The sequence below is a fragment of the Hydrogenophaga sp. NH-16 genome, assembly GCF_004006415.1.
GTDB classification, from domain to species: Bacteria; Pseudomonadota; Gammaproteobacteria; order Burkholderiales; family Burkholderiaceae_C; genus Hydrogenophaga; species Hydrogenophaga pseudoflava.
The window spans coordinates 3,882,927-3,908,758 of the sequence record NZ_CP029344.1 but is presented as its reverse complement, the minus strand read 5'-3'; the positions used below and the strand labels follow the sequence as shown (position 1 = coordinate 3,908,758).

General features: G+C 67.0%; 22 protein-coding genes and 1 riboswitch. Of the genes, 16 read left to right on the top strand and 6 right to left on the bottom strand.

The features are described 5' to 3' along the window. Positions 1-3: 3 nt before the first annotated feature. From DD542_RS18825 to DD542_RS18800, 6 genes are all read left to right on the top strand, one after another. On the top strand, positions 4-690 hold the full coding sequence (locus DD542_RS18825) for a heavy metal response regulator transcription factor (protein ID WP_066159830.1): 687 nt from the start codon (positions 4-6) through the stop codon (positions 688-690). Then, positions 690-2,087 (top strand): heavy metal sensor histidine kinase, encoded by a 1,398-nt coding sequence (locus DD542_RS18820; protein WP_066159733.1) that lies wholly within the window; start codon positions 690-692, stop codon positions 2,085-2,087. The genes DD542_RS18825 and DD542_RS18820 overlap by 1 nt, the downstream gene beginning before the upstream one ends. 9 nt (positions 2,088-2,096) lie before the next feature. Beyond that, entirely contained in the window at positions 2,097-2,453 is a 357-nt protein-coding gene (locus DD542_RS18815; RefSeq protein ID WP_079364960.1) for a hypothetical protein, read from the top strand. Between the two features lie 110 nt (positions 2,454-2,563). Next, a complete protein-coding gene (locus DD542_RS18810) occupies positions 2,564-3,907 on the top strand; it encodes a TolC family protein (protein WP_066159728.1) in 1,344 nt (447 codons plus the stop codon). Next, positions 3,904-5,535, top strand: a complete 1,632-nt coding sequence (locus tag DD542_RS18805) for an efflux RND transporter periplasmic adaptor subunit (protein WP_066159725.1) — start codon at positions 3,904-3,906, stop codon at positions 5,533-5,535. Before DD542_RS18810 ends, DD542_RS18805 begins: the two co-directional genes overlap by 4 nt. Beyond that, positions 5,532-8,654: an efflux RND transporter permease subunit gene (locus DD542_RS18800; RefSeq protein ID WP_066159722.1), complete on the top strand. Its 3,123-nt coding sequence runs from the start codon at positions 5,532-5,534 to the stop codon at positions 8,652-8,654. Before DD542_RS18805 ends, DD542_RS18800 begins: the two co-directional genes overlap by 4 nt. Before the next feature lie 538 nt (positions 8,655-9,192). Here the strand turns inward: DD542_RS18800 and DD542_RS18795 are convergent. The 3 genes from DD542_RS18795 to guaB all read right to left on the bottom strand — a co-directional run bounded on the left by DD542_RS18795 (position 9,193) and on the right by guaB (position 13,975). Then, entirely contained in the window at positions 9,193-10,599 is a 1,407-nt protein-coding gene (locus DD542_RS18795; protein ID WP_241559593.1) for a site-specific integrase, read from the bottom strand. Positions 10,600-10,825: 226 nt separating this feature from the next. Then, positions 10,826-12,436: a glutamine-hydrolyzing GMP synthase gene (gene guaA, locus DD542_RS18790; RefSeq protein WP_127806695.1), complete on the bottom strand. Its 1,611-nt coding sequence runs from the start codon at positions 12,434-12,436 to the stop codon at positions 10,826-10,828. 69 nt (positions 12,437-12,505) lie between these two features. Then, the gene (guaB, locus tag DD542_RS18785; protein ID WP_066159716.1) at positions 12,506-13,975 is read right to left on the bottom strand and encodes an IMP dehydrogenase; all 1,470 of its coding nucleotides are present in this window, start codon (positions 13,973-13,975) and stop codon (positions 12,506-12,508) included. A 360-nt stretch (positions 13,976-14,335) separates the two neighbouring features. On the opposite strand from guaB, the gene DD542_RS18780 reads away from it, so the two are divergent. Continuing rightward, positions 14,336-14,734: a hypothetical protein gene (locus DD542_RS18780; protein ID WP_347232058.1), complete on the top strand. Its 399-nt coding sequence runs from the start codon at positions 14,336-14,338 to the stop codon at positions 14,732-14,734. A 20-nt stretch (positions 14,735-14,754) separates the two neighbouring features. On the opposite strand, the gene DD542_RS18775 is transcribed toward DD542_RS18780, so the two are convergent. Beyond that, the gene (locus DD542_RS18775; RefSeq protein ID WP_127806694.1) at positions 14,755-15,087 is read right to left on the bottom strand and encodes an RnfH family protein; all 333 of its coding nucleotides are present in this window, start codon (positions 15,085-15,087) and stop codon (positions 14,755-14,757) included. After that, positions 15,084-15,527: a type II toxin-antitoxin system RatA family toxin gene (locus tag DD542_RS18770; RefSeq protein ID WP_066159711.1), complete on the bottom strand. Its 444-nt coding sequence runs from the start codon at positions 15,525-15,527 to the stop codon at positions 15,084-15,086. Before DD542_RS18770 ends, DD542_RS18775 begins: the two co-directional genes overlap by 4 nt. A gap of 49 nt (positions 15,528-15,576) precedes the next feature. Here DD542_RS18770 and smpB point away from each other — a divergent pair, with 49 nt between their 5' ends. Further along, positions 15,577-16,068 (top strand): SsrA-binding protein SmpB, encoded by a 492-nt coding sequence (gene smpB, locus DD542_RS18765; protein ID WP_066159709.1) that lies wholly within the window; start codon positions 15,577-15,579, stop codon positions 16,066-16,068. A 262-nt stretch (positions 16,069-16,330) separates the two neighbouring features. Here the strand turns inward: smpB and DD542_RS18760 are convergent, their stop codons facing one another. Next, a complete protein-coding gene (locus DD542_RS18760) occupies positions 16,331-16,729 on the bottom strand; it encodes a hypothetical protein (RefSeq protein WP_127806693.1) in 399 nt (132 codons plus the stop codon). 123 nt (positions 16,730-16,852) lie between these two features. Further along, positions 16,853-16,954, top strand: a riboswitch (TPP riboswitch). Positions 16,955-17,014: 60 nt separating this feature from the next. Here DD542_RS18760 and DD542_RS18755 point away from each other — a divergent pair. The 8 genes from DD542_RS18755 to DD542_RS18720 all read left to right on the top strand — a co-directional run bounded on the left by DD542_RS18755 (position 17,015) and on the right by DD542_RS18720 (position 25,763). Then, positions 17,015-18,055, top strand: a complete 1,041-nt coding sequence (locus DD542_RS18755) for a thiamine ABC transporter substrate-binding protein (RefSeq protein WP_127806692.1) — start codon at positions 17,015-17,017, stop codon at positions 18,053-18,055. Positions 18,056-18,057: 2 nt separating this feature from the next. Then, positions 18,058-19,650 (top strand): iron ABC transporter permease, encoded by a 1,593-nt coding sequence (locus tag DD542_RS18750; protein ID WP_127806691.1) that lies wholly within the window; start codon positions 18,058-18,060, stop codon positions 19,648-19,650. Further along, complete coding sequence (locus tag DD542_RS18745) at positions 19,643-20,296, top strand: ABC transporter ATP-binding protein (RefSeq protein ID WP_127806690.1); 654 nt, start codon at positions 19,643-19,645, stop codon at positions 20,294-20,296. The genes DD542_RS18750 and DD542_RS18745 overlap by 8 nt, the downstream gene beginning before the upstream one ends. Positions 20,297-20,472: 176 nt before the next feature. Further along, entirely contained in the window at positions 20,473-20,883 is a 411-nt protein-coding gene (locus DD542_RS18740) for a MarR family transcriptional regulator (RefSeq protein WP_241559591.1), read from the top strand. A gap of 50 nt (positions 20,884-20,933) precedes the next feature. Continuing rightward, positions 20,934-22,379 (top strand): efflux transporter outer membrane subunit, encoded by a 1,446-nt coding sequence (locus tag DD542_RS18735; RefSeq protein ID WP_127806688.1) that lies wholly within the window; start codon positions 20,934-20,936, stop codon positions 22,377-22,379. A 31-nt stretch (positions 22,380-22,410) separates the two neighbouring features. Then, positions 22,411-23,658 carry an efflux RND transporter periplasmic adaptor subunit gene (locus tag DD542_RS18730; RefSeq protein ID WP_084396935.1) on the top strand — a complete coding sequence of 416 codons (1,248 nt, stop codon included), beginning with the start codon at positions 22,411-22,413 and terminating at the stop codon, positions 23,656-23,658. A gap of 2 nt (positions 23,659-23,660) precedes the next feature. Further along, complete coding sequence (locus tag DD542_RS18725) at positions 23,661-25,265, top strand: DHA2 family efflux MFS transporter permease subunit (RefSeq protein ID WP_127806687.1); 1,605 nt, start codon at positions 23,661-23,663, stop codon at positions 25,263-25,265. A 54-nt stretch (positions 25,266-25,319) separates the two neighbouring features. Next, entirely contained in the window at positions 25,320-25,763 is a 444-nt protein-coding gene (locus DD542_RS18720; RefSeq protein WP_066150160.1) for a hypothetical protein, read from the top strand. The last annotated feature ends 69 nt before the right edge of the window (positions 25,764-25,832 follow it).

Below are 25,832 nucleotides of genomic sequence, written 5' to 3'. Positions count from 1 at the left end.
AACGTGAAAATTCTGATCGTTGAAGACGAACCCAAAGCCGGCGACTACCTGAAGCAAGGTCTGCGCGAGGCGGGCTACGCCGTGGACCTAGTCACCAATGGCGTTGATGGTCTGCACCATGGCCTGGAAGGCGATCACGATCTGGTGATCCTGGACGTCATGCTGCCTGGCATGGACGGATGGCAGGTGCTCAAGAACCTGCGCAGCCAGGGGCGCCAGATGCCCGTGCTGTTCCTGACGGCACGCGATCAGGTCGAAGACCGTGTCAAGGGCCTGGAGCTGGGGGCCGACGACTACTTGGTCAAGCCGTTTTCTTTTGCCGAGTTGCTGGCCAGGGTCCGGACGATCCTGCGGCGCGGCCGTTCAGGCCTGGAAGCCACCTCGATGAAAGTGGCCGATCTGGAGCTCGATCTGCTGCGCCGACGGGTGACCCGGTCCGGCAAACGCATCGATCTGACGGCCAAGGAATTCGGTCTGCTGGAATTGCTGATGCGCCGCCACGGAGAGGTGCTGCCGCGCTCCCTGATCGCATCCCAGGTGTGGGACGTGAACTTCGACAGCGACACCAACGTGATCGAAGTGGCCATGCGGCGTTTGCGGGCCAAGGTGGACGATGGATTCGAACCGCGCCTGATCCAGACCGTGCGCGGCATGGGCTACGTGCTCGAAGCACCCGAGGACGCCCACTGATGCTCGGCCGGTTGTCTCTGACGGCGCGACTGACCGCACTGTACACCCTGGTCTCGGCCTGTGTGCTCGTCGGGCTGGGCCTTCTGGTCTCGATCGCGGTGGGGCGGCACTTTGTCGAACTCGACCGGGATTTCCTGAAGGACAAGATCGAACTGGTGCAGACCATCGTCGGCGAGGCCTCGTCATCGGAGATGCTGGCATCCCGGCTGGATGAGCTGCTGACCAGTCACCACGGCTTGTCCGTCGAGCTGCGCAACAGCGACCGGCTGGTCTATGGCAAAAAGGGTTCGGTGTTCTCAGCGCTGTCACCATCCATTGGTTCAGATGGGCGCACTTTCGACTGGACGGTCGGCGACCAACCGCTGCGAGGTCTGAAGGCGGGCATACGACCGCCTGCCACCTGGAAGGACTTGGCCGCTGACGGTCAACCGCTTGAACTGCTGATCGCGCTGGACACGGCGCACCACACCCATTTCATGCAGTCGCTCAGGCAGACCCTGGCGCTTTACCTGATCGGCGCCATCCTGGCCAGCGGCTTGCTGGGCTGGTGGGCCGCCCGCTGGGGCCTGGCACCGCTTCGAACCATAAAAGAGCGCGCCATGACGGTCACGGCCCAGAAGCTGGACCAGCGCATGCCCGTGGACGCGGTGCCGGCGGAGTTCGCCGACCTGGCGCAGAGCCTGAACACCATGCTCGAACGTCTGCAATCCGACTTTGCGCGGCTGCAGGAATTCTCCAGCGACCTGGCGCACGAACTGCGCACCCCCATCAACAACCTGCTGACCCAGACCCAGGTGTCGCTGACGCAGAAGCGGGAGGTGGGCGTGTACCAGGACATCCTGGCCTCCAACGCCGAGGAGTTGCAGCGGCTGGCCCGCATGGTCTCCGACATGCTGTTTCTCGCCAAGACCGAGCACGGGATCGAGCTGCCGCACCGCGAGACCGTGTCACTGCGCGACGAGGTGCTGGACCTGTTCGACTTCTACGAAGCGCTCGCCGAGGAAAAGCTGATCCGCCTGAACACCGACGGCGATGCGCGCATTGTGTGCGACCGGCTGATGATCCGCCGCGCGATCAGCAACCTGCTGTCGAACGCGATCCGGTACTCACCGCCGAACGCGCCCGTGCGAGTGTCGGTGAACCAGGGCAACGGTCAGATCCAGCTTTGCGTGCACAACGCCGGCCCCGCCATCCCGGCGGCCGATCTGCCGCGGCTGTTTGACCGTTTCTACCGGACCGAGAAGTCGCGCAGCCACCCCGACTCAGAGGGCACGGGCCTTGGCCTGTCCATCACCAGAGCCATCATGGAAGCCCACGGAGGCTCCGCATCGGTGGCGTCCAACGATCTGGCGACCACCTTCTGCCTGAGCTTTCCCACGCGGGACGCATCGTCCTAGAATCCGCCCATGCGCCTGTTCCTGGCCTTCCTCTTGTGCCTGGCCCTTCCTCTGCAGGGTTGGGGTGGTGGCGTGCGCCTGCAACCACCATGCCCGATGGAAGCGGCCATGGCCCTGCAAGGCGACACGGCCGGCACCAGCCCGGACATGGCGATGGACGATTGCTGCAACGACGCCGAGACTTTTCAGCTCACCGGCAAGATGTGCAAGACCGGGCAGGAGTGCCAGGCCCCTACGGGCTTTGTGGTGCCACCGGTCATGGCCGTGGCGCAGGCGCTTCCTGTGAACGATCTGCACGTACCCGCGCCCCCCGAGCCACTGCGCGGCTCGCCCGCCAGCATCTGGCGCCCCCCTTCCCTGCTCTGACGTTTCCACCCTGACACCGACCAGCCCTTGGAGGCGGGCCGGTGCTCAGCAGCGGCGACCGCGCATCCCTGCGCGTGCTCAGCCCGTGTGCATTCTTTTGGAGCAGAAACATGGAACCCCTTTCCCCGGCGTCCGGTGGGTCGGTCCGCGCTCGCGGCCGCATCCTCACCCGCCACCGCACCACGATCACAACCGCACACATCGCAGTCCTGATCGGCCTCGCGATGTCCTCCATCGCGCACGCGGCAGAGGCGCTCTCGCTGCCTCAAGCCGTTCAGGCGGCGCTGGCGCGCTCCCCCGCGCTGGTCGCCCAGGACGCGGCCGCCCGCTCGGCACGGGACATGGCCGTGGCCGCCGGCCAGCGCCCCGACCCGGTCCTGCGTCTGTCGCTGGACAACGTCCCGCTGTCCGGGCCAGACCGGTTCAGCACCAGCCGCGATTTCATGACCGCGAAATCGGTGTCGCTGATGCAAACACTGCCCAGCGCAGCCAAGCGCCAGGCACGCACGGCGCGCTTTGAACGCGAAGCGCAAACCGCCGAAGCCGGGCGCGTGGAGCAAGCCGCCACCATCGGCCGAGAAACCGCCATGGCGTGGTTGGAGCGGCACGCGCTGGAGCAGCGCCTGGCGTTGTTGCACGAGCAGCTGGGCGAAGCCCGCCTGCTCGTGCAGGCCAGCGAATCGGCCGCACGCAGCGGCAGCGGATCGCCGGCCGACTGGATCGCGGCGCGGGAGTCGGTCGCCCAGTTGCAGCAAACCCTGTTGGGCGTCGAAGCCGAGCGCCAGAACGCCCGCCTCACCCTGACCCGCTGGACCGGCAGCACCCCCGATCAGCCGCTGGCCGCACCGCCCGATCTGGCGTCTTCACCCTTCGGAACGGGCGATGTGAGCGAGCGTCTGACGCACCACCCCGAACTGCTTCGGCTCTCGGCGCAAGAGGCGGCCATGGTCGCCGAGGCGGAGGTGGCGCGACAGGAGCGCGAACCCGACTGGAGCACCGAACTCATGCTCAGCCTGCGGGGCTCGGGTTACCCGAACATGGTCTCGCTGGCGGTTTCGGTCCCACTGCCCTGGGATCGCCCCCAGCGACAGGACCGGGAACTCGCGGCCCGTCTCGCCCAGGTGGACGGCTTGCGTGCCGAACGCGAGGAACGTGCCCGGGAACACCAGGCCGAAGCCCGCCGCTGGGAGGCGGGCTGGCGGGCCGGTCTGGCCCAACTCGCCCTGATCGATGCCGAGCGGCTGCCTTTGGCCGAGCAGCGCATCCAGACCACCCTGGCTGCCTACCGGGGTGGCCGGACGCCCTTGAGCGAGGTGCTTGCCGCGCGGCGCATGGCGCTGGACCTGCGGATGGAGCGCATCGAACTGCAACGCTCGACCGCCAGCCTGTGGGCCCAGCTCGCTTACCTCATCCCCGCCGAACCGGCTGCTGCAGCCAAAGGAGTGACACCATGAACGTCCGAACAACAATCGGCCTTGGCGTTGTGGCCGTGGCGACCCTGGGAGCGGTGGGCTACGGCGCGTGGACCGCCGGCATGCGCTCTGGCATGGAGATGGGGTCTTCCCAGCCGGCACCCCGCGCCGCCAGCGCCCCGCAGGACCCGGACGCCTGGAGCGTGGTTCAAGGCGGCGAAGCCACAGCCCGCCACCTCCGAGACGGGCTCAAGGCGGGCGACGTGGACCCGGTAACCGGCCGGGTGATCCTGAGCTACCACGACCCCATGGTGCCCGGCAAGAACTTCGAGGCCCCGGGCAAATCGCCTTTCATGGACATGATGCTGGTGCCGCGCTACGCCGGCGGCGCGAACGCAAGTGCCGACACCGGCGCCGTGGCGGTGAGCCCGCGCATCCAGCAAAGCCTGGGGCTTCGCACGGGAGAGGTGGTTCAAGGCACGCTGGCGGGCGGTTTTTCAGTGGCGGGCAACGTGGCCTGGAACGAGCGGAACCAGGTGGTGGTCAGCGCCAGGTCCATGGGCTTCGTGGAGAAGCTGCACGTCCGGGCCGCACTGGACCGCGTGGCGGCCGGTGCGCCTCTGGCCGAGATCTACGTTCCCGACTGGGTGGCCGCGCAGGAAGAGTACCTGGCCATCACCCGCATGCCCGGCGCCGACCTGGGGCCGCTGCGCGACGCCGCGACCCAGCGCCTGCGCCAGGCCGGCATGGACGCGGCACAGATTCAACACGTGGTGCGGACCGGTACGGTGCAACCCCGTTTCACGCTGCGCGCGCCGATCAGCGGGACCCTGACCGAGTTAATGGTGCGCGAGGGCGCGACCGTGATGCCGGGCATGCCGCTGATGCGCCTGCAAGGCACAGCCACGGTCTGGGCCGAGGGCCAGGTGCCCGAGGGCCAGGTGGCACAACTCCAGCCCGGCGCGAAGGTCAGCGCCACCAGTCCGGCAGCGCCGGGGCAGACCTTCGAGGGACGGGTGCAGGCTATCCTGCCCGAGGTGGACCCCGCCACGCGCACGCTCAAGGCGCGACTGGAGCTGAACAACCCCGGCGGCAGACTGGTGCCGGGCATGTTCGTGCAGATGCGGTTCGCCGAACCGGTACGCCAGCCGGCCCTGCTCGTGCCCAGCGACGCGGTGATCCACACCGGTCGCCGCAGCGTGGTGATGCTGGCCGAAGACGGCGGGCATTTCCGGCCCGTGGAGGTTCGTGCGGGACGTGAGGCCGGTGGCCAGACGGAGATCGTGCAAGGTCTTCAGGCGGGTCAGCGGGTGGTGCTGTCGGGCCAGTTCCTGATCGATTCCGAAGCCAGCCTGCGTGGGCTGGAGACGCGCCTGAACCAGGCCCCGGCTGCTGCTGCGGCCCCTGCTGCGGCTGTGGATCTGCACCGCACCGATGCCGTGATCGACGCGGTGGACGGGGACAGCGTGACCCTCACCCATCCCGCCATTCCGGCGCTCAAGTGGCCCGGGATGACGATGGCGTTCCGCCTGCCGCCTCCCGAACAACGGCCCAGCGGACTGTCCCGAGGAGACCCGGTGCGCATCGAGTTCCACACGCAGGATGGTGCCGAACCGCAGATCACCCGGATCGAGCGCGTGGCACCTCCCGCTCAAGGAGCGAAACCATGATCGCGCGGCTCATCCACTGGAGCATCGGCAACCGCTTCCTGGTGCTGCTGGCCACCGTGATGCTCACCGCCTGGGGCGTGGTGTCGATGCTGCGCACGCCCCTGGACGCGCTGCCCGACCTCTCGGACACCCAGGTCATCATCCGCACCAGCTGGCCCGGCCAGGCGCCGCAGATCGTCGAAAACCAGGTCACCTACCCGCTGACCACCACCATGCTGTCGGTGCCCGGGGCCAAGGCGGTGCGGGGCTACTCCCTGTTCGGCGACAGCTTTGTCTACGTGCTCTTCGATGACGGCGTGGACCTGTACTGGGCGCGCTCGCGCGTGCTGGAGTACCTCAACCAAGTGCAGTCGCGGCTGCCGCCGTCGGCCAAGTCCTCCCTGGGGCCCGACGCCACCGGCGTGGGCTGGATCTACCAGTACGCGCTGGTGGACCGCAGCGGCCGACAGAGCCTGGACCAACTGCGTTCGCTGCAGGACTGGTTCCTGCGCTTTGAGCTCAAGACCGTGCCGGACGTGGCCGAGGTGGCCAGCCTCGGCGGCATGGTGCGCCAGTACCAGATCGTGCTCGACCCCGACAAGCTGGCTGCCTACCGCATCACGCAGACGATGGTGAGCGAGGCGATCGGCCGCGCCAACCAGGAGGCCGGGGGATCGGTGCTCGAACTGGGCGAGGCCGAATACGCGGTGCGCGCCAGCGGCTACCTGAAGACCCTGGATGATTTCCGGGCCATCCCGCTGATGACGAGCGACCTGGGCGTCTCGGTGCGCCTGGGCGACGTGGCCCGGGTACAGCTCGGGCCGGAGATGCGGCGCGGCATCGGCGAACTCGATGGCGAGGGCGAAGCGGCCGGTGGCCTGATCGTGATGCGTTCGGGCAAGAACGCGCTGCAGACCATCAAGGCCGTCAAAGCCAAGCTGGCCGAACTGCAAAGCGGCTTGCCCAAGGGCGTGGAGATCGTCCCGGTGTACGACCGCTCCGGGCTGATCGCGCGCGCGGTGGACAACCTCGGGTTCAAGCTGCTAGAGGAGTTTCTGGTGGTGGCCGTGGTCTGCGCGCTGTTCCTGTTCCACCTGCGCAGCGCCCTGGTGGCCATCGTCTCGCTGCCGCTGGGCATCCTGATGGCGTTCATCGTCATGCAGCAGCAGGGCGTCAACGCCAACATCATGTCGCTGGGCGGCATCGCGATCGCCATCGGTGCGATGGTGGACGCTGCGGTGGTGATGATCGAGAACGCGCACAAGCACCTGGAGCGCTGGGGCCACGAGCACCCGGGGCAGGTCCTCGCGGGCGAACCGCGCTGGCGCGTGATTGGTGAGGCCGCCGCCGAAGTCGGGCCCGCGCTGTTCTTTTCTCTGTTGATCATCACGCTGAGCTTCATTCCGGTGTTCACGCTGCAGGCGCAGGAAGGAAGGCTGTTCGCGCCCCTGGCCTACACCAAGACCTATGCCATGGCGGCAGCGGCAGGGCTGGCCGTCACGCTGATCCCGGTGCTGATGGGCTACCTGATACGGGGTCGCATCCCCGATGAACACGCCAACCCCTTGAACCGGCTGCTGATCGCGCTCTACCGACCCTGCCTGAACGCGGTGTTGCGTGCACCGAAGCTGACGCTGGTGGTGGCCACCGTGCTGCTGCTGGCCAGCTTGTGGCCGCTCAAGCACATCGGTGCCGAGTTCATGCCCCGGCTGGACGAGGGCGACCTGCTGTACATGCCGACCGCGCTGCCCGGCCTGTCGGCCGGCAAGGCCGCCGAACTGCTGCAGCAGACCGACCGCCTGATCAAGACCTTGCCCGAGGTGCAGAGCGTCTACGGCAAGGCCGGTCGCTCAGACAGCGCCACCGACCCGGCACCGCTGGAGATGTTCGAGACCACCATCCAGTTCAAGCCGCGCAGCCATTGGCGCGCCGGCATGACGCCCGACCGGCTGGTCGAGGAGCTGGACCGCACGGTGCGCGTGCCCGGCCTGTCCAACATCTGGGTACCACCGATCCGCAACCGCATTGACATGCTTGCCACCGGCATCAAGAGCCCGGTGGGCGTGAAGGTGGCCGGCGCCGACCTGGTGACTATCGACCGCCTCACGGGCCAGATCGAGGCCGCCATCAAGCAGGTGCCCGGGGTCAGCAGCGCGCTGGCCGAGCGCCTGACCGGCGGGCGCTACATCGATGTGGACATCCGGCGGGACGACGCGGCGCGCTACGGCCTGAACATCGCCGACGTGCAGGAGGTGGTCGCGGGTGCGGTGGGTGGCATGGAGGTCGGACAGACCGTCGAAGGCCTGCAGCGCTATGCCATCAACCTGCGTTATCCGCGCGAACTGCGTGATTCGCTGGAGGCCCTGCGCGCCCTGCCCATCGTGAGCCCACGGGGGCAGCGCCTGGTGCTTTCGGACGTTGCCCGCATCGCCATCTCGGACGGTCCGCCCATGCTGCGAAGCGAAAACGCCCGGCTGGCAGGCTTCGTTTACGTGGACATCCGTGGACGCGACCTGCGGGGTGCCGTGCGGGAGATGCAGCGCGCGGTGGCCGAGCAGGTGGATCTGCCACCCGGCTATTCGGTGTCGTGGTCCGGCCAGTTCGAGTTCCTGGAGCGGGCCGCCGCCCAGCTCAAGCTGGTGGTCCCGTTCACGCTGCTGATCATCTTCGTGCTGCTGTACCTCACCTTCCGACGCTTCGACGAAGCGCTGCTGATCATGACCACACTGCCGTTCGCGCTGGTGGGCGGCGTTTGGCTGCTGTGGGCACTGGGTCACAACCTGTCAGTGGCCAGCGCGGTGGGCTTTATAGCGCTGGCTGGCGTGGCGGCCGAGTTCGGCGTGATCATGCTGCTCTACCTGAAACAGGCCTGGGCGGCACGCGAGGCCGTTGGTCAGGACACCGATGCCGATCTCCTGGACGCAATCCGCGAGGGCGCGGTCCTGCGAGTGCGCCCCAAGGCCATGACCGTGGCCGTGATCGTGGCGGGCCTGCTGCCGCTGTTCTGGGGCAACGGCACGGGCAGCGAGGTGATGCAGCGCATTGCCGCACCGATGGTGGGAGGGATGATCAGTGCGCCGCTGCTGTCCATGCTGGTGATACCGGCGGTGTATCGGTTGATGCGGCGGCGCGGGAGGTAGCCGACTCGGTTGTGCGCGAGCATCACTTGAGTCTTGATGGCATCGAGTTTGATGCGCGCGCACCACAGGTTTTTGCACCCTGAACAACTGGCTTTCTCCAGGAGAAACAGAGCACCAAAAAGGTCATCGTCCGCTATAGGGTGGCGACTCTTGTCGTCACACCACACGCAAGGTTTGACCAGAGCGGGCTCTATTTACTGTCGAGTGTTCACAAAGGACTGATCATGATTTCTGGCTTCACGAAGGCCGCCATCCTCAGAGCCGTACTAAACGGATCGACCCTTGCAGAAGCAGCTCGTCAAGAGCACATCACAACCGCGCGCGGGCGCTCCGCCCTCCAGCAACTGTGCCGCCGACTTCGTTTACCTGCCGAGGCCTCCGAGATTCAAGCGCACGTTGTCTGTGATTTCACAATGGTCTCTGAAGGGTTGAACAGTCCCTTGAGCATCGACAAAACGGTGGAAACCCCTGACGCATTCAAGGCAAGTATGTGTCCAACCCAGTCGCCCCGAGGCGTTAAACCGGGTGTTGCTTCAGCCTACAAGTTCATACCTTCTGCATCGTGCGCCGCGGCATCGATTTTCACCTTGCCCCTGACGATGACCTCCCTCGCGGTTTCGCCGCGCATCCAGCAGTCCACCATGTCCGCCCATACCTGCATAAGGACCCGCCGAGGCCCGGAAAATCGAGCATGGTTGTAGGCGGCAGCGACTTGGTCCTTTTTCTGGTGGGCCAGGCAGGCTTCGACCAAGGCCTCCGGGAAGAGCGCGTCGTTGAGCCGTGACGAGAATGTTCGGCGCAGATCGTGCACTGAGACCGGCAGAAACAGATCCTGACTGGGTGTTCGATCCTTGTTGATCCGATCCACCGAAGCGGCGATCGTCCGGTTCAGCGTTGCCTGGCTGATCGGCTCGGCGGAGTCATACCGGCTTGGATGGAGAAAGTTGCTCGACGGGAAGCAGGTTCGAAGCGTTGTCAGGATGTCCAGGGCCTGCTCTCCCAAATACACCGTGTGCGGCTTGCCAGCCTTCATCCTCTCAGCTGGGATCAGCCACTGTGCCCGTTCCCAGTCCACTTCCGCCCAAGTAGCTCCGATGAACTCACCTTTGCGCACACCCGTCAGCAGCAAGAACCTGACTGCCAGCCGTAGTGTCGGCGCAGTGCCAGTCATCTCCAGACCGTCGAGCAACGTCTTGATTTCATGGCGGTTCAAGTTGCGCTCGCGCGGGACAAACGTCGCGTAGGCCTTCCGAGCGAGCGCTTCCGCCGGATTGGCGATATCGACGCCTTTGCCGTTGGCAAACCGGTAGACCTGCAACACGAGTTCCCTGGCGTGCACAGCCGGTCCTGGGCCTCGTTCAGTCTTGACGCGGTCGAGCAACTCACCCAGCGCGACCGGCTTGATCTCGTCGAGGTTCAGCTTCCCGAACGGACCGACCAGGATGCGGTCATAGATCGAACGCCGCAACGCCAGCGTGCTGTCGGCCAGCCGCTCGGCGCCGCTTTTGGCGTCGGACTTGAACTCGAAGTACCGTACCGCCCAGCGCCCAAAGCTCATGGCGTCTGCAACTTCATTGCGCCGCTCAACCTTGGCTCGAGCGGGAGATCGCCCGGAACTGACATCGACACGCGCCCGAGCCAGCAGCAGGCGCGCCTCTTCCAGCGTCACATCCATGCCGTAGGCAAGGTGAGATCGCTGGGCATGGCGGGCAACCGGTTCATGTCGTCCGATGGTCAGCGTCTCGCGTCGGCCGCTCAGTCGATAGTCGTAGCGGAAGGACCTGCTGCCACTGGGTGAGACGACGACGTAGAGACCATTGCCTCCGTCGCTGACCTTGTAGGCCCGCTCGCCCGGCAGTAGTTCTCGCAGTTTGGCTTCCGTCAAACCGTGGCGTGTTCTCGCGCTCGCCAGCCCAACCCGCGCCCGTTCCATCAAGGTGTTCATGAGATCTCCGATCCGTTGCTTGTCGCAGGACCGAGGTACCGTCATGGGGTCTGACGGTATCGCTGCAGGCCTGCCAGCTTAGGTGCCCGGATACCGTCAGGTCAACCGTCAGAACGCATGGGACGCCCTGGGATTCGATGGGACGCCGTGGGACGCTAAGTCATTGTCCCCACAGCAAAATCGGGTTTTCCTGGGATGTTCCGAAACACCTTGGGACGATCTTGACTCATTCCCACTCGATGGTTGCTGGCGGCTTGCTGCTCACGTCATAGGTCACGCGGTTGATGCCACGCACCTCGTTGATGATGCGGCTGCTGACCTTCTTGAGCAGCGCGTACGGCAGTTCGGCCCAGTCGGCGGTCATGAAATCGCTGGTCTGCACCGCGCGCAGCGCCACCACGTAGTCGTAGGTGCGGCCGTCGCCCATCACGCCCACGCTCTTGACGGGCAGGAACACGGTGAAGGCCTGGCTGGTCAGCTCGTACCAGCTCTTGCCACTGTGGTGGTCGATGGTCGAGCGCAGCTCTTCGATGAAGATGGCGTCGGCCCGGCGCAGCAGGTCGGCGTATTCCTTCTTCACCTCGCCCAGGATGCGCACGCCCAGGCCCGGGCCCGGGAAGGGATGGCGGTAGACCATGTCGTGCGGCAGGCCCAGGGCCACGCCGAGTTCGCGCACCTCGTCCTTGAACAGGTCGCGCAGCGGCTCCAGCAGCTTCAGGCCCAGTTGTTCGGGCAGGCCCCCCACGTTGTGGTGGCTCTTGATGGTCACGGCCTTCTTGCTCTTGGCGCCGCCGGACTCGATCACGTCCGGGTAAATCGTGCCCTGCGCCAGCCACTTCGCGCCCTTGGCGCCGTCGCCCTTGAGCTTGGCCGCTTCGGCCTTGAACACGTCGACGAACAGGCCGCCAATGATCTTGCGTTTCTTCTCGGGATCGGTCACGCCGGCCAACTGGCCGAGGAACAGCTCGCTGGCGTCCACGCGGATCACCTTCGCGTGCAGCTTGCCGGCGAACATGTCCATCACCATGTCGCCCTCGTGCAGGCGCAGCAGGCCGTGGTCCACGAACACACAGGTCAGCTGGTCGCCGATGGCGCGGTGGATCAGCGCTGCGGCCACGGAAGAGTCCACGCCGCCGGACAGGCCCAGGATGACTTCCTCGTCACCCACCTGCTCGCGGATCTTCTGCACCGCTTCGTCGATGTGGTCACGCATGATCCAGTCGGGTCGCGTGCCGCAGATCTCCAGCACGAAGCGCTCCAGCAACGCCCTGCCCTGCACCGTGTGCGTGACCTCGGGGTGGAACTGCACCGCGTAGTAGCCCCGCGATTCGTCGGCCATGCCGGCGATGGGGCAGGCATCCGTCGAAGCCATCAGCTTGAAGCCCGGCGGCATCTCGGTGACCTTGTCGCCGTGGCTCATCCAGACCTTGAGCATGCCGTGGCCTTCGGGCGTGGTGAAGTCCTCGATGCCTTTGAGCAGGGCCGTATGGCCACGGGCACGGACCTCGGCGTAGCCGAACTCGCGCGTCTTGCCGGCCTCGACCTTGCCACCCAGCTGCTGCGCCATGGTCTGCATGCCGTAGCAAATGCCCAGCACCGGAATGCCCAGCTCAAACACCTCGTCGGGCGCCTTGTCGTCCACCTCATAGACGCTGGCGTGGCTGCCCGAGAGGATCACACCCTTGAGCTGGCCGTCCGCAGCGAACTCGCGGACCCACTCGCTGCTCACGTCGCAGGGATGCACTTCGCAGTACACATGCGCTTCGCGCACGCGACGGGCGATCAGCTGGGTGACCTGGGAACCGAAATCGAGAATGAGGATTTTCTGGTGCTGCATGGCGTTTGGGGATGTCTGCAGGGAAAAGAAAAAGGCCGTCGCGGTGGACGGCCTGAGGAGCGGAACCGGTCAGTCCGCGCGGTAGTTCGGCGCTTCCTTGGTGATCTGCACATCGTGCACGTGGCTTTCGCGGATGCCGGCCGAGGTGATCTCGACAAACTCCGCCTTGGCGCGCATGTGTTCGATGGTCGGGCAGCCGCAATAGCCCATGGAGGCGCGGATACCGCCGGCCATCTGGAAAATGATCGACACCACCGAGCCCTTGTAAGGCACGCGCCCTTCGATGCCTTCGGGCACCAGCTTGTCGGCATTGGGGTTGCCGGTGCTGCTTTCCTGGAAGTAGCGGTCTGCGCTGCCCTGCTGCATGGCACCAATCGAGCCCATGCCGCGGTAGCTCTTGTAGCTGCGGCCCTGGAACAGAACGATCTCGCCCGGCGCCTCTTCGGTGCCTGCGAACATGCCGCCCATCATCACGGTGTTGGCGCCAGCCGCAATGGCCTTGGCGATATCACCGCTGTAGCGAATGCCGCCATCGGCGATCATGGGCACACCGGTGGTCTGCAGCGCGGTGGCCACGTTGTCGATGGCCATGATCTGCGGCACGCCCACACCGGCGACGATGCGTGTGGTGCAGATGGAGCCGGGGCCGATACCGACCTTGACGCCGTCAGCACCGGCTTCCACCAGCGCCAGCGCGGCGCTGCCGGTGGCGATGTTGCCGCCGATCACGTCCACCTGAGGGTAGTTCTGCTTGACCCAGCGCACGCGGTCGATCACACCCTTGCTGTGGCCATGGGCCGTGTCCACCACGATGGCGTCCACGCCTGCCTTGACCAGCGCTTCCACGCGTTCTTCGGTGCCTTCGCCAACCCCCACCGCAGCGCCCACGCGCAGTCGGCCGGCGGCGTCGCGCGCGGCGTTCGGGAAGTTCAGCTGCTTGGTGATGTCCTTGACGGTGATCAGGCCCTTGAGCTCAAAGGCGTCGTTCACCAGCAGCAGGCGCTCGAGCTTGTGCTTGTTCAACAGCGCTTTGGCCTGCTCCGGCGTGGTGCCTTCGGGCACGGTGATCAAGCGCTCTCGCGGCGTCATGATCTCGCTGACCGGCAGGTCGTAGCGGCTTTCAAAGCGCAGATCGCGGCCGGTGACGATACCAACCACCTTGCCTGCATCCACCACCGGGAAGCCAGACACCCCCAGGTCGTCGGACAGCTTCATGACCTGGCGCACGGTGGTCGAAGGGCTGATGACCACCGGGTCACGCAGCACGCCGGACTCGTAGCGCTTGACCTTGGCCACGTGGGCGGCCTGTTCCTGCGCCGAGAGGTTCTTGTGGACGATGCCGATGCCGCCTTCCTGGGCAATGGCGATGGCCAGCCGGGCCTCCGTCACGGTGTCCATGGCCGCAGAAACCAGGGGCAGGTTCAGGCGGATGTTGCGGGTGAACTGGGTGGCGAGAGAGGTGTCCTTGGGCAGGACCTGGGAGTACGCGGGGACGAGCAGAACGTCGTCGAAAGTGAGCGCTTTGCCGAGGAGGCGCATGAGGTAAAGCTCCAAAAACACGATTGTACCCGGCGTCCAACCGGGGGAGCAGCTGCCTCGCGAACGCCACCACATCGGGCCCCAAGCTCCGTCAAGCCGGCAAAAGTGCTACTTCGTCACCTGGCATTGGGCGTGTAGTGTGCGGCCGGAAGGCCCCGGGTTAAACTGGTTCGCATGCCTAGCCGTCACACACACACCTCTTTCTGGCGAGTTCTCGCATTCGCAGCCTCAGCCGCCCTGTTCAGTGGATCGACCTGGGCTCAGTGGGTCTGGGTGGACTCTTCCGGCAACAAGGTTTTCAGCGACACGGCACCGCCGCCTGGTACGCCCGAGAAGAGCATTCTTCGCACACCTGGAGCCGTGCGCCAGACCGGGCCTGCAATTCCAGCGCCGACCGGAACAGACCCCGCCGCAGCTGGCCAGCCCGCTGCGCAGTCAGCCGAGGTGCCGAAGGTGACTGGCCGCGACGAACAGCTGGAGGCAAAGAAGAAGCAGGCTGAAAAACAGGCCCAGGAGGCGGCACAGGCCAAAAAGAAGGCCGAGGACGACCGCATTGCTGCAGTCCGTGCCGGCAACTGCGAGCGAGCCAAGCGCGCCAAGGCCACGCTGGATTCAGGCGTGCGCATTGCCACCACCAATGCCAAGGGCGAGCGCGAAATCATGGACGACAAGGCGCGTGCGGCCGAACTGCAGCGCATCGACGGCGTCATCCGTTCGGATTGTGGCCCTGCGTCGGCATCTGCACAGAACGTCAACTGAGGCCCTTGGCTGGCACCTGATCAGTAGCCGGCCTTGGAGTTGGGTCGCCGCTGGGCGAACAGCCCGGCATTGCGTGAACCCTGACCAACGAACCGCTCTCTGCGGGCTACCTTGGGATCGACCCTCAGGTCCCGGTACAGCTCGACACGATCACCATCCCTGAGCACGCTTCCTGGTGAAGCCTTGTGACCCCAGACCCCGCAAGTCCACCTGCGCTCCTGCGGGCCGTCCATGTTCACCGACCAGCCGGCCATGGCCAGGGCCTCAGCGACAGACGCACCGTCCGGAAGCTGCAGATGCAGCTCTTCCACCTTTCGGGGTTGGGGTGAACGAACCAGCACCACGGAAATCATGCGCCGTACACCTGGTCAGCGCGTTTGACAAATGCGTCCACGAGGCTGCCCGCGATCCGGTCGAACACAGGCCCCACCAAGGTGGCAAGGGCCTGGCTTGAAAAGCCATAGGTCAGCGTGAACTCGACCTTGCAGGCCCGCTGGCTGCCATCGCCCAGCGGCGTGAAGTTCCAGATCCCTTCCAGATGGGAGAAAGGACCATCCACCAGTTCCATCAGCACCTGCCGGTCATCGATGTGCTGATTGCGGGTGGTGAAGCTCTGCTTCAGACCGCTGAAGGCGATGCCGACGCGGGCCACCATGCCGTGTTCATCGCGCTCCATCACCTCGCTGTGATCGCACCATGGAAGGAACTGCGGGTAGTGCTGAACATCGGTGACCAGCGCAAACATCTCATGGGCGCTGTGCCAGAGCAGGACGGACTTCTGAATCGTTTTCATACAATCGGCGCCCATTGTATGGGTCGCCTGCGGCCCCATTTACCGCCCCATGTCCACCAAACCCAGCAAATCCGCCGCCAAGACCACCGACAGCCGCATCGCGGACAACAAGAAGGCCTTGTTCAACTACGCCATCGAGGAGCGCTTCGAGGCAGGAATGGTGCTGCAGGGTTGGGAGGTGAAAGCGCTGCGCGAGGGCAAGGTGCAACTCACCGACGGCTACGTGGTGATCCGGGAAGGCGAACTGTTCCTGATCGGCTGCCAGATCAACCCTCTGCGGACGGCGTCGACCCACGTCAGCCCGGACTCGGTGCGAACCAAGAAGCTGCTGCTGCACAAGGACCAGATCCGGCGACTGATCGGCAAGGTCGAGCAGAAGGGCCACACCCTGGTGCCGCTGAACCTGCACTGGAAGAGCGGCAAGGTGAAATGCGAGATCGCTCTGGCCAAAGGCAAGGCCGAGCACGACAAGCGCGACACCATCAAGGACCGCGAAGGCAAGCGGGAGGTCGAGCGGGCCATGAAACAGCGCCAGCGCTGAGCATCATCGAAGAAGGCCCCGGCGCGTGGCCTGATCGTTGCCGGGCGACGGTGCTCACCAACCCCAGAGCAGGCGCCTGGAGGGTGTGCAGAATTTTGTGTAAACGGACAATCCACCGCAGGCGAGAGCCTGCTTGTCCGTAAACACAATGACAACTTCTGAAGCAAAAAACGCCTTGGGTTGCACCAAGGCGTCTCTTGTGTGCCCCCGCTCATCCGTTTTGACACGGACTGTCTTGGGCCCTTTTCTGCTTATTGGGGCTTCAGCGCTCTTCCAGCTGGATCACCTCGGCGGTGGCAACCCGCGTGAGGTAGACGGTGTTGCCGAGCATTCGGGCCTCGGAACAGCCACTGTTCGGAATGCGGTTCCATTCAATGCACATCTGGCTGCCTTCGGCGCGCCAGCGCCCCGAGTCGTTGGTCGGACCTGCGTTGACGTAAACGAAATCGCTTTTGAACTGCAGCCGGACCTCGCCGCCGCTGGCCGTCCGGTAGAAGAATGATTTCCCCGTCAGTCTCTCCTTCAACACCTCGGGTGCAACCGGCTGGGCGTCGGGCGGGAAGGCAGGCACCGGTGCAGCCGACTGGGCGCCAGACAAAGAGGGCATGAGACCGAGACACAGGGCGGCCAGCAGCGTGGGGACGGACTGGGTATGTGACATGGGCATCTCCTTGGAGGGCCGCATGCTAAGGCTTGGCCCGCCCGTCGCGCCAGCACCGACCCTTCGGAGCAGGCAGGTATGGCCAGGAACAGCTTGTTCGAGGTGGTCACGACCTACAATCTTGTGTTTCACCGGGGGTGCCGGCTCCGTCGGGAGCAGGCTGAGAAATACCCCTCTCACCTGATCTGGGTTGTGCCAGCGTAGGGAGCGTGACAAGCCGGTCCGCCGTTTGCCGTGGCCCGTCCTGCTCAAGCCCTCGCGGGCGTTTTGACAAGGCGGCTTCACATGCAACGGCGGTTTCTTTTTTCGGCGCTCCTCTCCCTCACCACGCTGTCCCTCGCGGGCCTGGTCCAGGCGCAGGCACCCATGCCGCTGCGCGTGCTGACCCACAGCTCGTTCGACCTGCCCAAGGAGCTGCTGGCGCAGTTCGAGAAAGACGCGGGCGTGCGGCTGCAGATCGTCAAGGCCGGTGATGCCGGCGAGATGACCAACAAGCTCATCCTGACGAAGGCCAGGCCGATCGCCGACGTGGCCTTTGGCATCGACAACACCCTGCTGCCGCGCGCGCTGGCCGCCGGCGTGGTCGAGCCCTACACCGGCCCCGCGGCCCAGCGCGCGGCGGCGGTGACCCTGGACGGCGGCGTGGTGCCGGTGGATTTCGGCTACGTCAACCTCAACATCGACAAGGCCTGGTTCGCGAAGAAGGGCCTGGCGCTGCCGGCTTCGCTGGAGGACCTGACCAAACCCGCCTACGCCAAGCTGCTGGTGGTGCAGAACCCGGCGACCTCCAGCCCGGGCCAGGCCTTTCTGTTTGCGACCGTCGCCGGCCTCGGCGAGGAGGGCGCTTTCAAGTGGTGGGGCCAGATGCGCGGCAACGGCGTGAAGGTGGTCAAGGGCTGGACCGAGGCCTACTACACCGAGTTCACGCGCAACGGCGGCACGCGCCCCATCGTGGTGAGCTACGCCAGCAGCCCGGCGGCCGAGGTCTTCTACAGCAAGGAGAAGATCACCGAGTCGCCCACCGCCAACCTGTTCCTCAAGGGCGGCGTGTTCCGCCAGGTCGAGGGCGTGGCCCTGGTCAAGGGCGGCAACCCGGCCGCGCGCGAAGCCGCCGGCAAGTTCATCGAGTTCCTGCGCTCCGCCCCGGCGCAGCAGGCGCTGCAGACCACGATGTGGATGTATCCGGCCGAGGCCGGCGCGGCGCGGGTGGACGTGATGAAGACCCATGCGGTGGAGCCGACGGCGTTCGACAACCCGTCGGCCGCCGATGTGACCGCCAAAAACAAGGCCTGGCTGCAGCGCTGGACCAAGACAGTCTTGAAGTGAGGATGTCTCGCCGCTGGCTGCTGCCTGCGCTGCCGCTGGTGTTTCTGGCGGTGGTGCTGGTGGCGCCGGTGCTGCGGCTGCTGGCCGAGGGGCTGGCGCCTGGCGCGGCCGACGGCGCCGAGCCGCTGCGCTGGCTGGACGTCTGGCAGGACGATTACCTGCGCTGGCGCGTGCTGTGGTCGTTCGCGCAGGCGGGCATCACCTGCGCGCTGGCGCTGCTGCTGGGCCTGCCCTGCGCCTGGGTGCTGGCGCGGCGCGAGTTCCCGGGGCGCGTGCTGGTGCTGCGCCTGCTGATGCTGCCCTTCGTGGTGCCGACCCTGGTGGCGGCCATGGGCGTGCTGGCGCTGTGGGGGCCGCGCGGCCTGATCGGCGGGCCGCTGGCCGACGCCGGCGTCGAGCTCACCGACACACCCTGGCTGCTGCTCTACGGCAACCTGTTCTTCAACCTCTGCCTGGTGGTGCGCGCCGGTGTCGACGCGCTGGAGCAGGTCGGCGCGCAGCGGCTCGCAGCCGCACGCACCCTGGGCGCCACGCCCTGGCGCGCGTTCTGGCGCATCGAGTGGCCAGCCATCGCGCCCTGGCTGACCTCGGCGCTGTGCCTGGTGTTCCTCTACTGCTTCGCAGGCTTCGGCCTGGCGCTGGTGCTGGGCGGCCAGCGCTACGCCACTGCCGAGGTCGAGATCTACACCCTGGTCGCGCACGAGCTGGAGCTGGGCCGCGCGGGTGTGCTCGCGGTCTGGATGATGGTGCTGACCGGTGCGGTCGCGCTGGCCTACGCCTGGCTGGAGCGCCGGCTGGCGGCGCCGGCGCGGGTCACGCCGGTGCCGCGGCAGCGGCCGGCCACGGCCCTGCAATGGCTGGGTGTGGCGGGTGCGATGGGGTTGCTGGTGCTGGTCTGTGTCGCGCCGCTGGCGGCCATTCTCTGGCACGCCGCATCGGCACTGTTCGCCGGTCAGGGCGCGGCCGTGCTCACCGACCCCGAGACCCTGGCCGCGCTGGGCAACACGCTGCGTTTCTCGGTGTTGGCCGTGCTGTTCGCGACCGCGCTTGGCCTTTCGCACGCCTTCGCCTTGCAGGGCGCGGTGGCCTGGCGCGCGCTGGCCTTCCTGCCCTTCGTGGTCTCGCCCGTCAGCGTGGCCTTCGGCCTGCTACTGCTCTACCCCGACTGGAGCGCCAGTCTCGTGGTGTTGCTGGCGGCGTATGCGCTGCTGGCCTGGCCCTTCGTCACCAAGTCGGTCACCGCCGCGCTCGACGGCCTGCCCGCGCACTATGCGCAGGCCGCGGCCACGCTGGGGGCCTCGCCCTGGCGCGTGTTCCTCCGCGTGACCCTGCCGCTGATCGCGCCCGCGCTGCGGCGCGGCATGGCCTTTGCCGCCGCCACCGCGCTGGGCGAGTTCGCTGTCACGCTGTTTCTCTCGCGGCCCGAATGGACCACGCTCACCACCCTGATCCACCAGCACCTGGGCCGGCCCGGCGCCGCCCCGCTGGATGCGGCCTTCGTGCTCGCGGCGCTGCTGATGGCGCTGGCGCTGCTGGCCTTCCTGCTGATCGAGGGCCGCGACCGCCGCGCCGGGGACAATGCCCGCCATGCTTGAACTGCGCGACATCCACAAACACTGGCACGACGCACCCGAATGGCCGCTGCTGTCTGGCGTGAACCTGCGCGTGGACGCGGGCGAGACGGTGGCGCTGCTCGGTGCCTCGGGCAGTGGCAAGAGCACGCTGCTCAAGATCGTGGCCGGGCTCGAAGCGCCGGAGCAGGGCAGCGTCTGGTTCGACGGCGTGGACATCACCGGCTGGCCGCCCGAGCGGCGCCGCTTTGCGCTGATGTTCCAGGACTTCGCGCTGTTCCCCCATCTGAACGTGCGCGACAACGTGGCCTTCGGCCTGATCGAGCAGCGCGTGCGCAAGGCCGAGGCCCGCGATCGCGCGCAGGCCATGCTGGCGCGCTTCGGCCTGGCCGGTCACGGCGACGCGCGCGTCTGGACCCTTTCGGGCGGCGAGCAGCAACGGGTGGCGCTGGCGCGTGCGCTGATCACGCAGCCCAGAGCGCTGCTGCTGGATGAGCCTTTCAGCGCGCTGGATGCCCACCTGCGCGAGCAATTGCGCGACGAGTTTCGCGAGCGCATCACCGAGGCCGGCATGGCCGCGATCCTGGTGACGCACGACGCGCAGGAGGCCCAGGCCATGGCGCAACATGCGTGGACCTTGCGTGAGGGGCGCCCGCAGCCCCTGTGGTGAGCGTTCGCAGAGACCCTTGCATTCTTCCGGGCATAAGATGCCTGGTCATTAATTGACTAGGCAGGTATATACTGTGGCTCCCTTCGTCGCCCGCCGCTGCCATGTCCAGAACTCCGAAACCCGTCCAGTTTTACAAGGCGGAAACCTACAACGCCGAGGAAAGCCTGGGCTTTCTCATGAAGCGGATCTTGCTGTCTGTCGTCCAGCAGGTGGACAAGCGGCTGGTGGCGCATGACCTGACCACGGCACAGTGGGGGCCCCTCAAGCACCTGCAGTCCAACGGTGGTCGCAGCACGGTGGCCGAACTGGCCCGCTGGACGAACTCCGATGCCGGCGCCATGACGCGCCTTCTGGACCGGCTGGAGAAAAAAGGACTGTGCAAGCGTGTGCGTTCGACCGAAGACCGGCGGGTGGTTCTGGTCGACCTCACACCTGAGGGCGAGGCGGCTCTGGTGCATGTGCCGCAGGTTCTGTCGGACGTGCTCAATGCCCACCTGGCGGGGTTTTCCAAGTCGGAATGGGAGGCCCTCAAGGGTTACCTGACACGCATGGCCGAGACCGGGGATGCATTGCGCGACGCCGGGTGAAGCTTTGCAACGGTGCGCGTTTTTTTTGGCTCAAAAATTTGACTAAGCAAATGAAGCCTGATCAGTTAATTGTTTTCCGCCTTGGCTCCGCCGCGGTGGTTCTGGCCGCGGCCGGTCTTCTGGCTGGCTGCGCCAGCACGGAAGGGATTTCCGCATCTGCACAGCCGCTGAACGCCTCCGACCTGGGTTTGGCGCAGACCGCGGCGCCCGCCCCGCTGGCCACCGACTGGTGGAGGGCCTGGGGCGACGACACGCTGTCGGATCTCATCGAGCAAGCCCTGCGATCGCAGCCCAGCCTGAAGGTCGCTCAGGCAAGGCTGGCCCGGGCGCAGGCCGCGGTGGAGGGCGAGCAGTCCACCAGCGGCCTTCATGTGAATGCGTCGGCCGACACCACCCGTGAGCATTTCAGTGCCACCAGCATCTACCCGGCTCCGCTGGGTGGCTCCATACGGACCCTGGCAAACGTGCAGGTGGCCGCCCAGTGGGAGTTCGACTTCTTCGGGCGCCACCGGGCCGCCCTGGACGCGGCGCTGGGCCAGACCCGTGCCGCGCAGGCCGACCTGCAGGCCGCCCGCAACCTGTTGGCCAGCCAGGTGGCACAGACCTGGGTGCAGCTGGGACGGCTGCAGGCGCAGCGCGAGGTGGCGCAGCGCACGCTGACCCAGCGGCAGCAGATGCTGGCCGTGATCCGCCAGCGCGTGGACGCGGGGCTCGACACCCGTGTCGAACTGCGCCAGGGGGAGGGGGCCTTGCCCGACGCGCGCCAGCAGATCGAAGCGCTCGATGAACAGATCGCACTTGCGCGCCATGCGCTGGCCGCGTTGGTGGCGCAGCCACCGAACGCATTCGAGACACTCAGGGTGGACCTGTCGCGGTTGCAGGCCGGTGATCTGCCAACCGGGGTGCCGGCGGACCTGCTCGGCCGCCGGCCCGACCTGGCCGCCGCGCGCTGGCGCGTGGAAGCTGCCATGCGTGGGGTGGACGTCGCCCGTGCGCAGTTCTATCCCAACGTCAATCTCGCGGCGTTCATCGGGCTCTCCAGTATCGGGCTGGACCGGTTGATCGAGGCCGACAGCCGACAGTTTGGCGTGGGGCCGGCGATCCGCCTGCCGATCTTCGACAGTGGCGCCCTGCGCGCCAACCTGCGGGGGCGCACCGCCGAACTGGACGCTGCCATCGAGGGCTACAACAGCGCGCTGCTGGAATCGGTGCGCGACGCGGCCGACCAGCTGAGCAGCCTGCAGTCGGTGCAGCGCCAGCAGGCCGAGCAGGCCCAGGCTCTGGCCGCCGCCGAATCGGCGTACGACATCGCGCTGCAGCGCTACCGCGCCGGGCTGACCGGCCACCTCACCGTGCTGACTGCCGAGACCACGCTGCTCACCCAGCGCCGCCTGGGCGTGGACCTGCGGGCCCGCGACCTGTCCGCCCGCATCGGTCTGGTGCGCGCACTGGGCGGTGGCTACACGGACGACACCCCCACGCCATCGCGCGGCTGATGCCACATCCCAACGCTCACGGAATTTCGACATGACCACCCCCGACACCACAACCCCCGCCCCCCAAAGCAACACCGCCCGCCGCAAGGCACTCACCGGCGTGGCCGCCGCCGTGGCGCTGGCCGCCGTCGGCTACGGCGCCTACTGGGCGCTCGTGCTCAATCACTACGAAACCACCGACAACGCCTATGTGCAGGGCAACGTGGTGCAGCTCACCCCGCAGGCCGGCGGCACCGTGGTGGCCATCAACGCCAACGACACCGACCACGTCAAGGCCGGCCAGTGGCTGGTTCGCCTGGACCCGGCCGACGCCCAGGTTGCGCTCGACCAGGCCGAGGCGCAGCTGGCCCAGACCGTGCGCGAGGTGCGCACGCTGTACGCCAACAACCGCACGCTGGCCGCGCAGATCGCCTTGCGCGAGGCCGATCTGGCCCGCGCCCAGAGCGAGCAGGCCCGGTTGCAGGACGACGTGAACCGCCGCCAGCCGCTGGTGGCCACCGGCGCCGTGGGGCGCGAAGAGTTCAACCACGTCAGCGCCCAGCTGGCCGCGGCCCGCAGCAGCGCCGAAGCGGCGCGCTCGGCCCTGCTGGCCGCGCGCGAGCAGCTCGCGTCCAGCCAGTCGCTCACCGAGGGGGTCGCCTTCGACCAGCACCCGAGCGTGCAGCGCGCCGCGGCGCGGGTGCGTGAGGCCTTCCTGGCGCTGCGCCGTGTGGAGGTCCAGGCGCCGGTGGACGGCTATGTGGCGCGCCGCAATGTGCAGCTTGGCCAGCGCGTGCAGGCCGGTGCGCCGCTGCTGTCGGTGATCGCACTCGACCAGGTCTGGGTCGAGGCCAACTTCAAGGAAAACCAGCTGCAGAAGCTGCGCCTGGGCCAGCCGGCCGAGCTCACCGCCGACGTGTACGGCTCCAAAGTGGTCTACCACGGCCAGATCGATGGCCTCGGCGCCGGCACCGGCGCAGCCTTCGCCCTGCTGCCGGCGCAGAACGCGACCGGCAACTGGATCAAGGTGGTGCAGCGCGTGCCGGTGCGCATCAAGCTCGATGCCGCCGAGCTCCAGCAGCACCCCTTGCGCGTGGGCCTGTCGATGGAAGCCCGTGTGGATGTGAGCCAGACCGATGGTGGCGTGCTGGCCGCCGACGCCAGCACCGCAGCCCCGGCCGAGACCAAGGTGTTCGAGCAGGACAGCCGCGAGGCCGATGCCCGCGTGCACCAGATCATCGCGGCCAACAGCGGCGGCGCCCGTGCCCACGCCGCCGTCGCGGGCGGCAACGGAGCCTGATCATGTCGGCCGCCGTCACCGCGCAGCCGGACGCCGCTGCGCCACCACCACCGCCTTCACCTCCCGCGCGGGCAGTGGCCTATCCGCCCCTGCAGGGGCGGGAGCTGGTGCTGGGCACGCTGGCGCTGTCGCTGGCCACGTTCATGAACGTGCTCGACACCTCCATCGCCAACGTCTCCATCCCCGCCATTGCGGGCGACATGGGGGTGAGCCCGGCCCAGGGCACCTGGGTCATCACCTCGTTCGCGGTGGCCAACGCCATTGCCGTGCCGCTGACCGGCTGGCTCACCCAGCGCTTCGGTCAGGTGCGCCTGTTCACCATGAGCGTGCTGCTGTTCGTCGTGGCGTCCTGGCTCTGCGGCCTGGCGCCCAACATCGAGCTGCTGATCGCCTTCCGCGTGCTGCAGGGTCTGGTGGCCGGTCCCATGATCCCGCTGTCGCAGACCCTGCTGCTGGCCAGCTACCCGCCGGCCAAGGCCGGCATGGCGATGGCCATGTGGGGCATGACGGTGCTGGTCGCGCCGGTGGCCGGCCCGCTGCTGGGGGGCTGGATCACCGACAACATCTCCTGGCCCTGGATCTTCTACATCAACATCCCGGTGGGCATCTTCGCCGCCGCCCTGACCTGGTCGATCTATCACAAGCGCGACCCGGGGCCGCGCCGCGTGCCGCTGGACGTGGTGGGCCTGCTGCTGCTGGTGCTGTTCGTCGGGACCATGCAGATCATGATCGACAAGGGCAAGGAGCTCGACTGGTTCGAGTCCGGCGAGATCATCGCCCTGACCGTGGTGTCGGTGGTCAGCTTCCTGTTCTTCCTGGCCTGGGAACTGACCGACCAGCACCCCATCGTCGAACTGCGCCTCTTCGCGCGGCGCAACTTCCTCACCGGCACACTCTCGCTGTCGGTGGCCTATGGTCTGTTCTTCGGCAACGTGGTGCTGCTGCCGCTGTGGCTGCAGCAGTTCATGGGCTACACCGCCACCTGGGCCGGCCTGGCCACGGCGCCGGTGGGGCTGCTGGCCATCGTGCTCTCGCCCTGGGTCGGCAAGAACGTCGCTCGCATCGACCCGCGCAAGCTCGCCACCGTGGCCTTCGTGGGCTTTGGGGTGGTGCTGTGGATGCGCTCGCACTTCAACACCCAGGCCGACTTCACGACCATCCTGATCCCGACGGTGTTGCAGGGCGCCGCCATGGCGTTCTTTTTCATCCCGTTGCAGGCCATCGTGTTTTCGGGGCTGACGCCGCAGCAGATGCCCTCGGCCGCCGGGTTGTCGAACTTTGTGCGCATCACCGCAGGTGCGGTCGGCACCTCGCTGTTCACCACCCTGTGGGACAACCGTGCCGCCATGCACCATGCCCAACTGGTTGAAGCCGTGCACAGCGGCAGCGCCACCGCCGTGGGCACCCTGGACCAGCTCATGGCCGCCGGCATGAGCCGTGAGCAGGCGCTGGCCAGCGTTGACCGCATCCTCAGCCAGCAGGCCTACACCCTCGCGGTGACCGACCTGTTCTATCTGTCGTCGGGCCTGTTTTTCCTGCTGGTCGGCGTGGTGTGGCTTTCCAGGCCTGCGCGCGGTGCTGCGGGCGGGGGCGGCGGGGCGCATTGACGCCCGCCGCAGGTGCAGCGCGGCAGGGCCGCCGCGCTGCATGAGAATGGCGGCATGGACGCATACCTGCTGATCGGCAACGCCAACACCCGCAAGACCTCCGTCATCCGCAGCCTCACCGGCTGCTTCAACCGCAGCGTGCGCGACATCCAGCTGCAATCGGGCAAACCGGTGCGCTTCTATGCCCGCGTCGGCGCGCTGCAGAACACCCGCACGACGCTGGACGACTTTGTCCAGGAGGTGAACCGTTCGCGCTGCCAGGCGGTGCTGTTCGCCCTGTTGCCGAATGCCGTGCACACCGACCTCATGGGCTACCCCGACGCGCAGACCTATGTGGCCGGTCTGCGCGAGCGGGGCTGGCGCATCAAGGGCGTGGCCGTGCTGGGGCAGGACGGTGGCGGCGTGCGTGCGACCAACCTGCGCCAGTACATCCAGGCCGGCACCGCGCCGGTCAACGTCACGGCCCGCGAGGTGCGCGCCCAGTTCGGCTGGCTCTGATCGCCGCCACAGGGCCGCGCGGTCAGAATCGGTAGGCACCCGCCACGCGGTGCGTTTTCAACTCAAACG

Coding starts and splice junctions, on each gene's coding strand:
- DD542_RS18820 (WP_066159733.1), top strand. CDS start 690: ATGCTCGGCCGGTTGTCTCTGACGGCGCGACTGACCGCACTGTACACC.
- DD542_RS18815 (WP_079364960.1), top strand. CDS start 2,097: ATGCGCCTGTTCCTGGCCTTCCTCTTGTGCCTGGCCCTTCCTCTGCAG.
- DD542_RS18810 (WP_066159728.1), top strand. CDS start 2,564: ATGGAACCCCTTTCCCCGGCGTCCGGTGGGTCGGTCCGCGCTCGCGGC.
- DD542_RS18805 (WP_066159725.1), top strand. CDS start 3,904: ATGAACGTCCGAACAACAATCGGCCTTGGCGTTGTGGCCGTGGCGACC.
- DD542_RS18800 (WP_066159722.1), top strand. CDS start 5,532: ATGATCGCGCGGCTCATCCACTGGAGCATCGGCAACCGCTTCCTGGTG.
- DD542_RS18795 (WP_241559593.1), bottom strand. CDS start 10,599: ATGAACACCTTGATGGAACGGGCGCGGGTTGGGCTGGCGAGCGCGAGA.
- guaA (WP_127806695.1), bottom strand. CDS start 12,436: ATGCAGCACCAGAAAATCCTCATTCTCGATTTCGGTTCCCAGGTCACC.
- guaB (WP_066159716.1), bottom strand. CDS start 13,975: ATGCGCCTCCTCGGCAAAGCGCTCACTTTCGACGACGTTCTGCTCGTC.
- DD542_RS18775 (WP_127806694.1), bottom strand. CDS start 15,087: ATGATTTCCGTGGTGCTGGTTCGTTCACCCCAACCCCGAAAGGTGGAA.
- DD542_RS18770 (WP_066159711.1), bottom strand. CDS start 15,527: ATGAAAACGATTCAGAAGTCCGTCCTGCTCTGGCACAGCGCCCATGAG.
- smpB (WP_066159709.1), top strand. CDS start 15,577: ATGTCCACCAAACCCAGCAAATCCGCCGCCAAGACCACCGACAGCCGC.
- DD542_RS18760 (WP_127806693.1), bottom strand. CDS start 16,729: ATGTCACATACCCAGTCCGTCCCCACGCTGCTGGCCGCCCTGTGTCTC.
- DD542_RS18755 (WP_127806692.1), top strand. CDS start 17,015: ATGCAACGGCGGTTTCTTTTTTCGGCGCTCCTCTCCCTCACCACGCTG.
- DD542_RS18750 (WP_127806691.1), top strand. CDS start 18,058: ATGTCTCGCCGCTGGCTGCTGCCTGCGCTGCCGCTGGTGTTTCTGGCG.
- DD542_RS18745 (WP_127806690.1), top strand. CDS start 19,643: ATGCTTGAACTGCGCGACATCCACAAACACTGGCACGACGCACCCGAA.
- DD542_RS18740 (WP_241559591.1), top strand. CDS start 20,473: ATGAAGCGGATCTTGCTGTCTGTCGTCCAGCAGGTGGACAAGCGGCTG.
- DD542_RS18735 (WP_127806688.1), top strand. CDS start 20,934: ATGAAGCCTGATCAGTTAATTGTTTTCCGCCTTGGCTCCGCCGCGGTG.
- DD542_RS18730 (WP_084396935.1), top strand. CDS start 22,411: ATGACCACCCCCGACACCACAACCCCCGCCCCCCAAAGCAACACCGCC.
- DD542_RS18725 (WP_127806687.1), top strand. CDS start 23,661: ATGTCGGCCGCCGTCACCGCGCAGCCGGACGCCGCTGCGCCACCACCA.
- DD542_RS18720 (WP_066150160.1), top strand. CDS start 25,320: ATGGACGCATACCTGCTGATCGGCAACGCCAACACCCGCAAGACCTCC.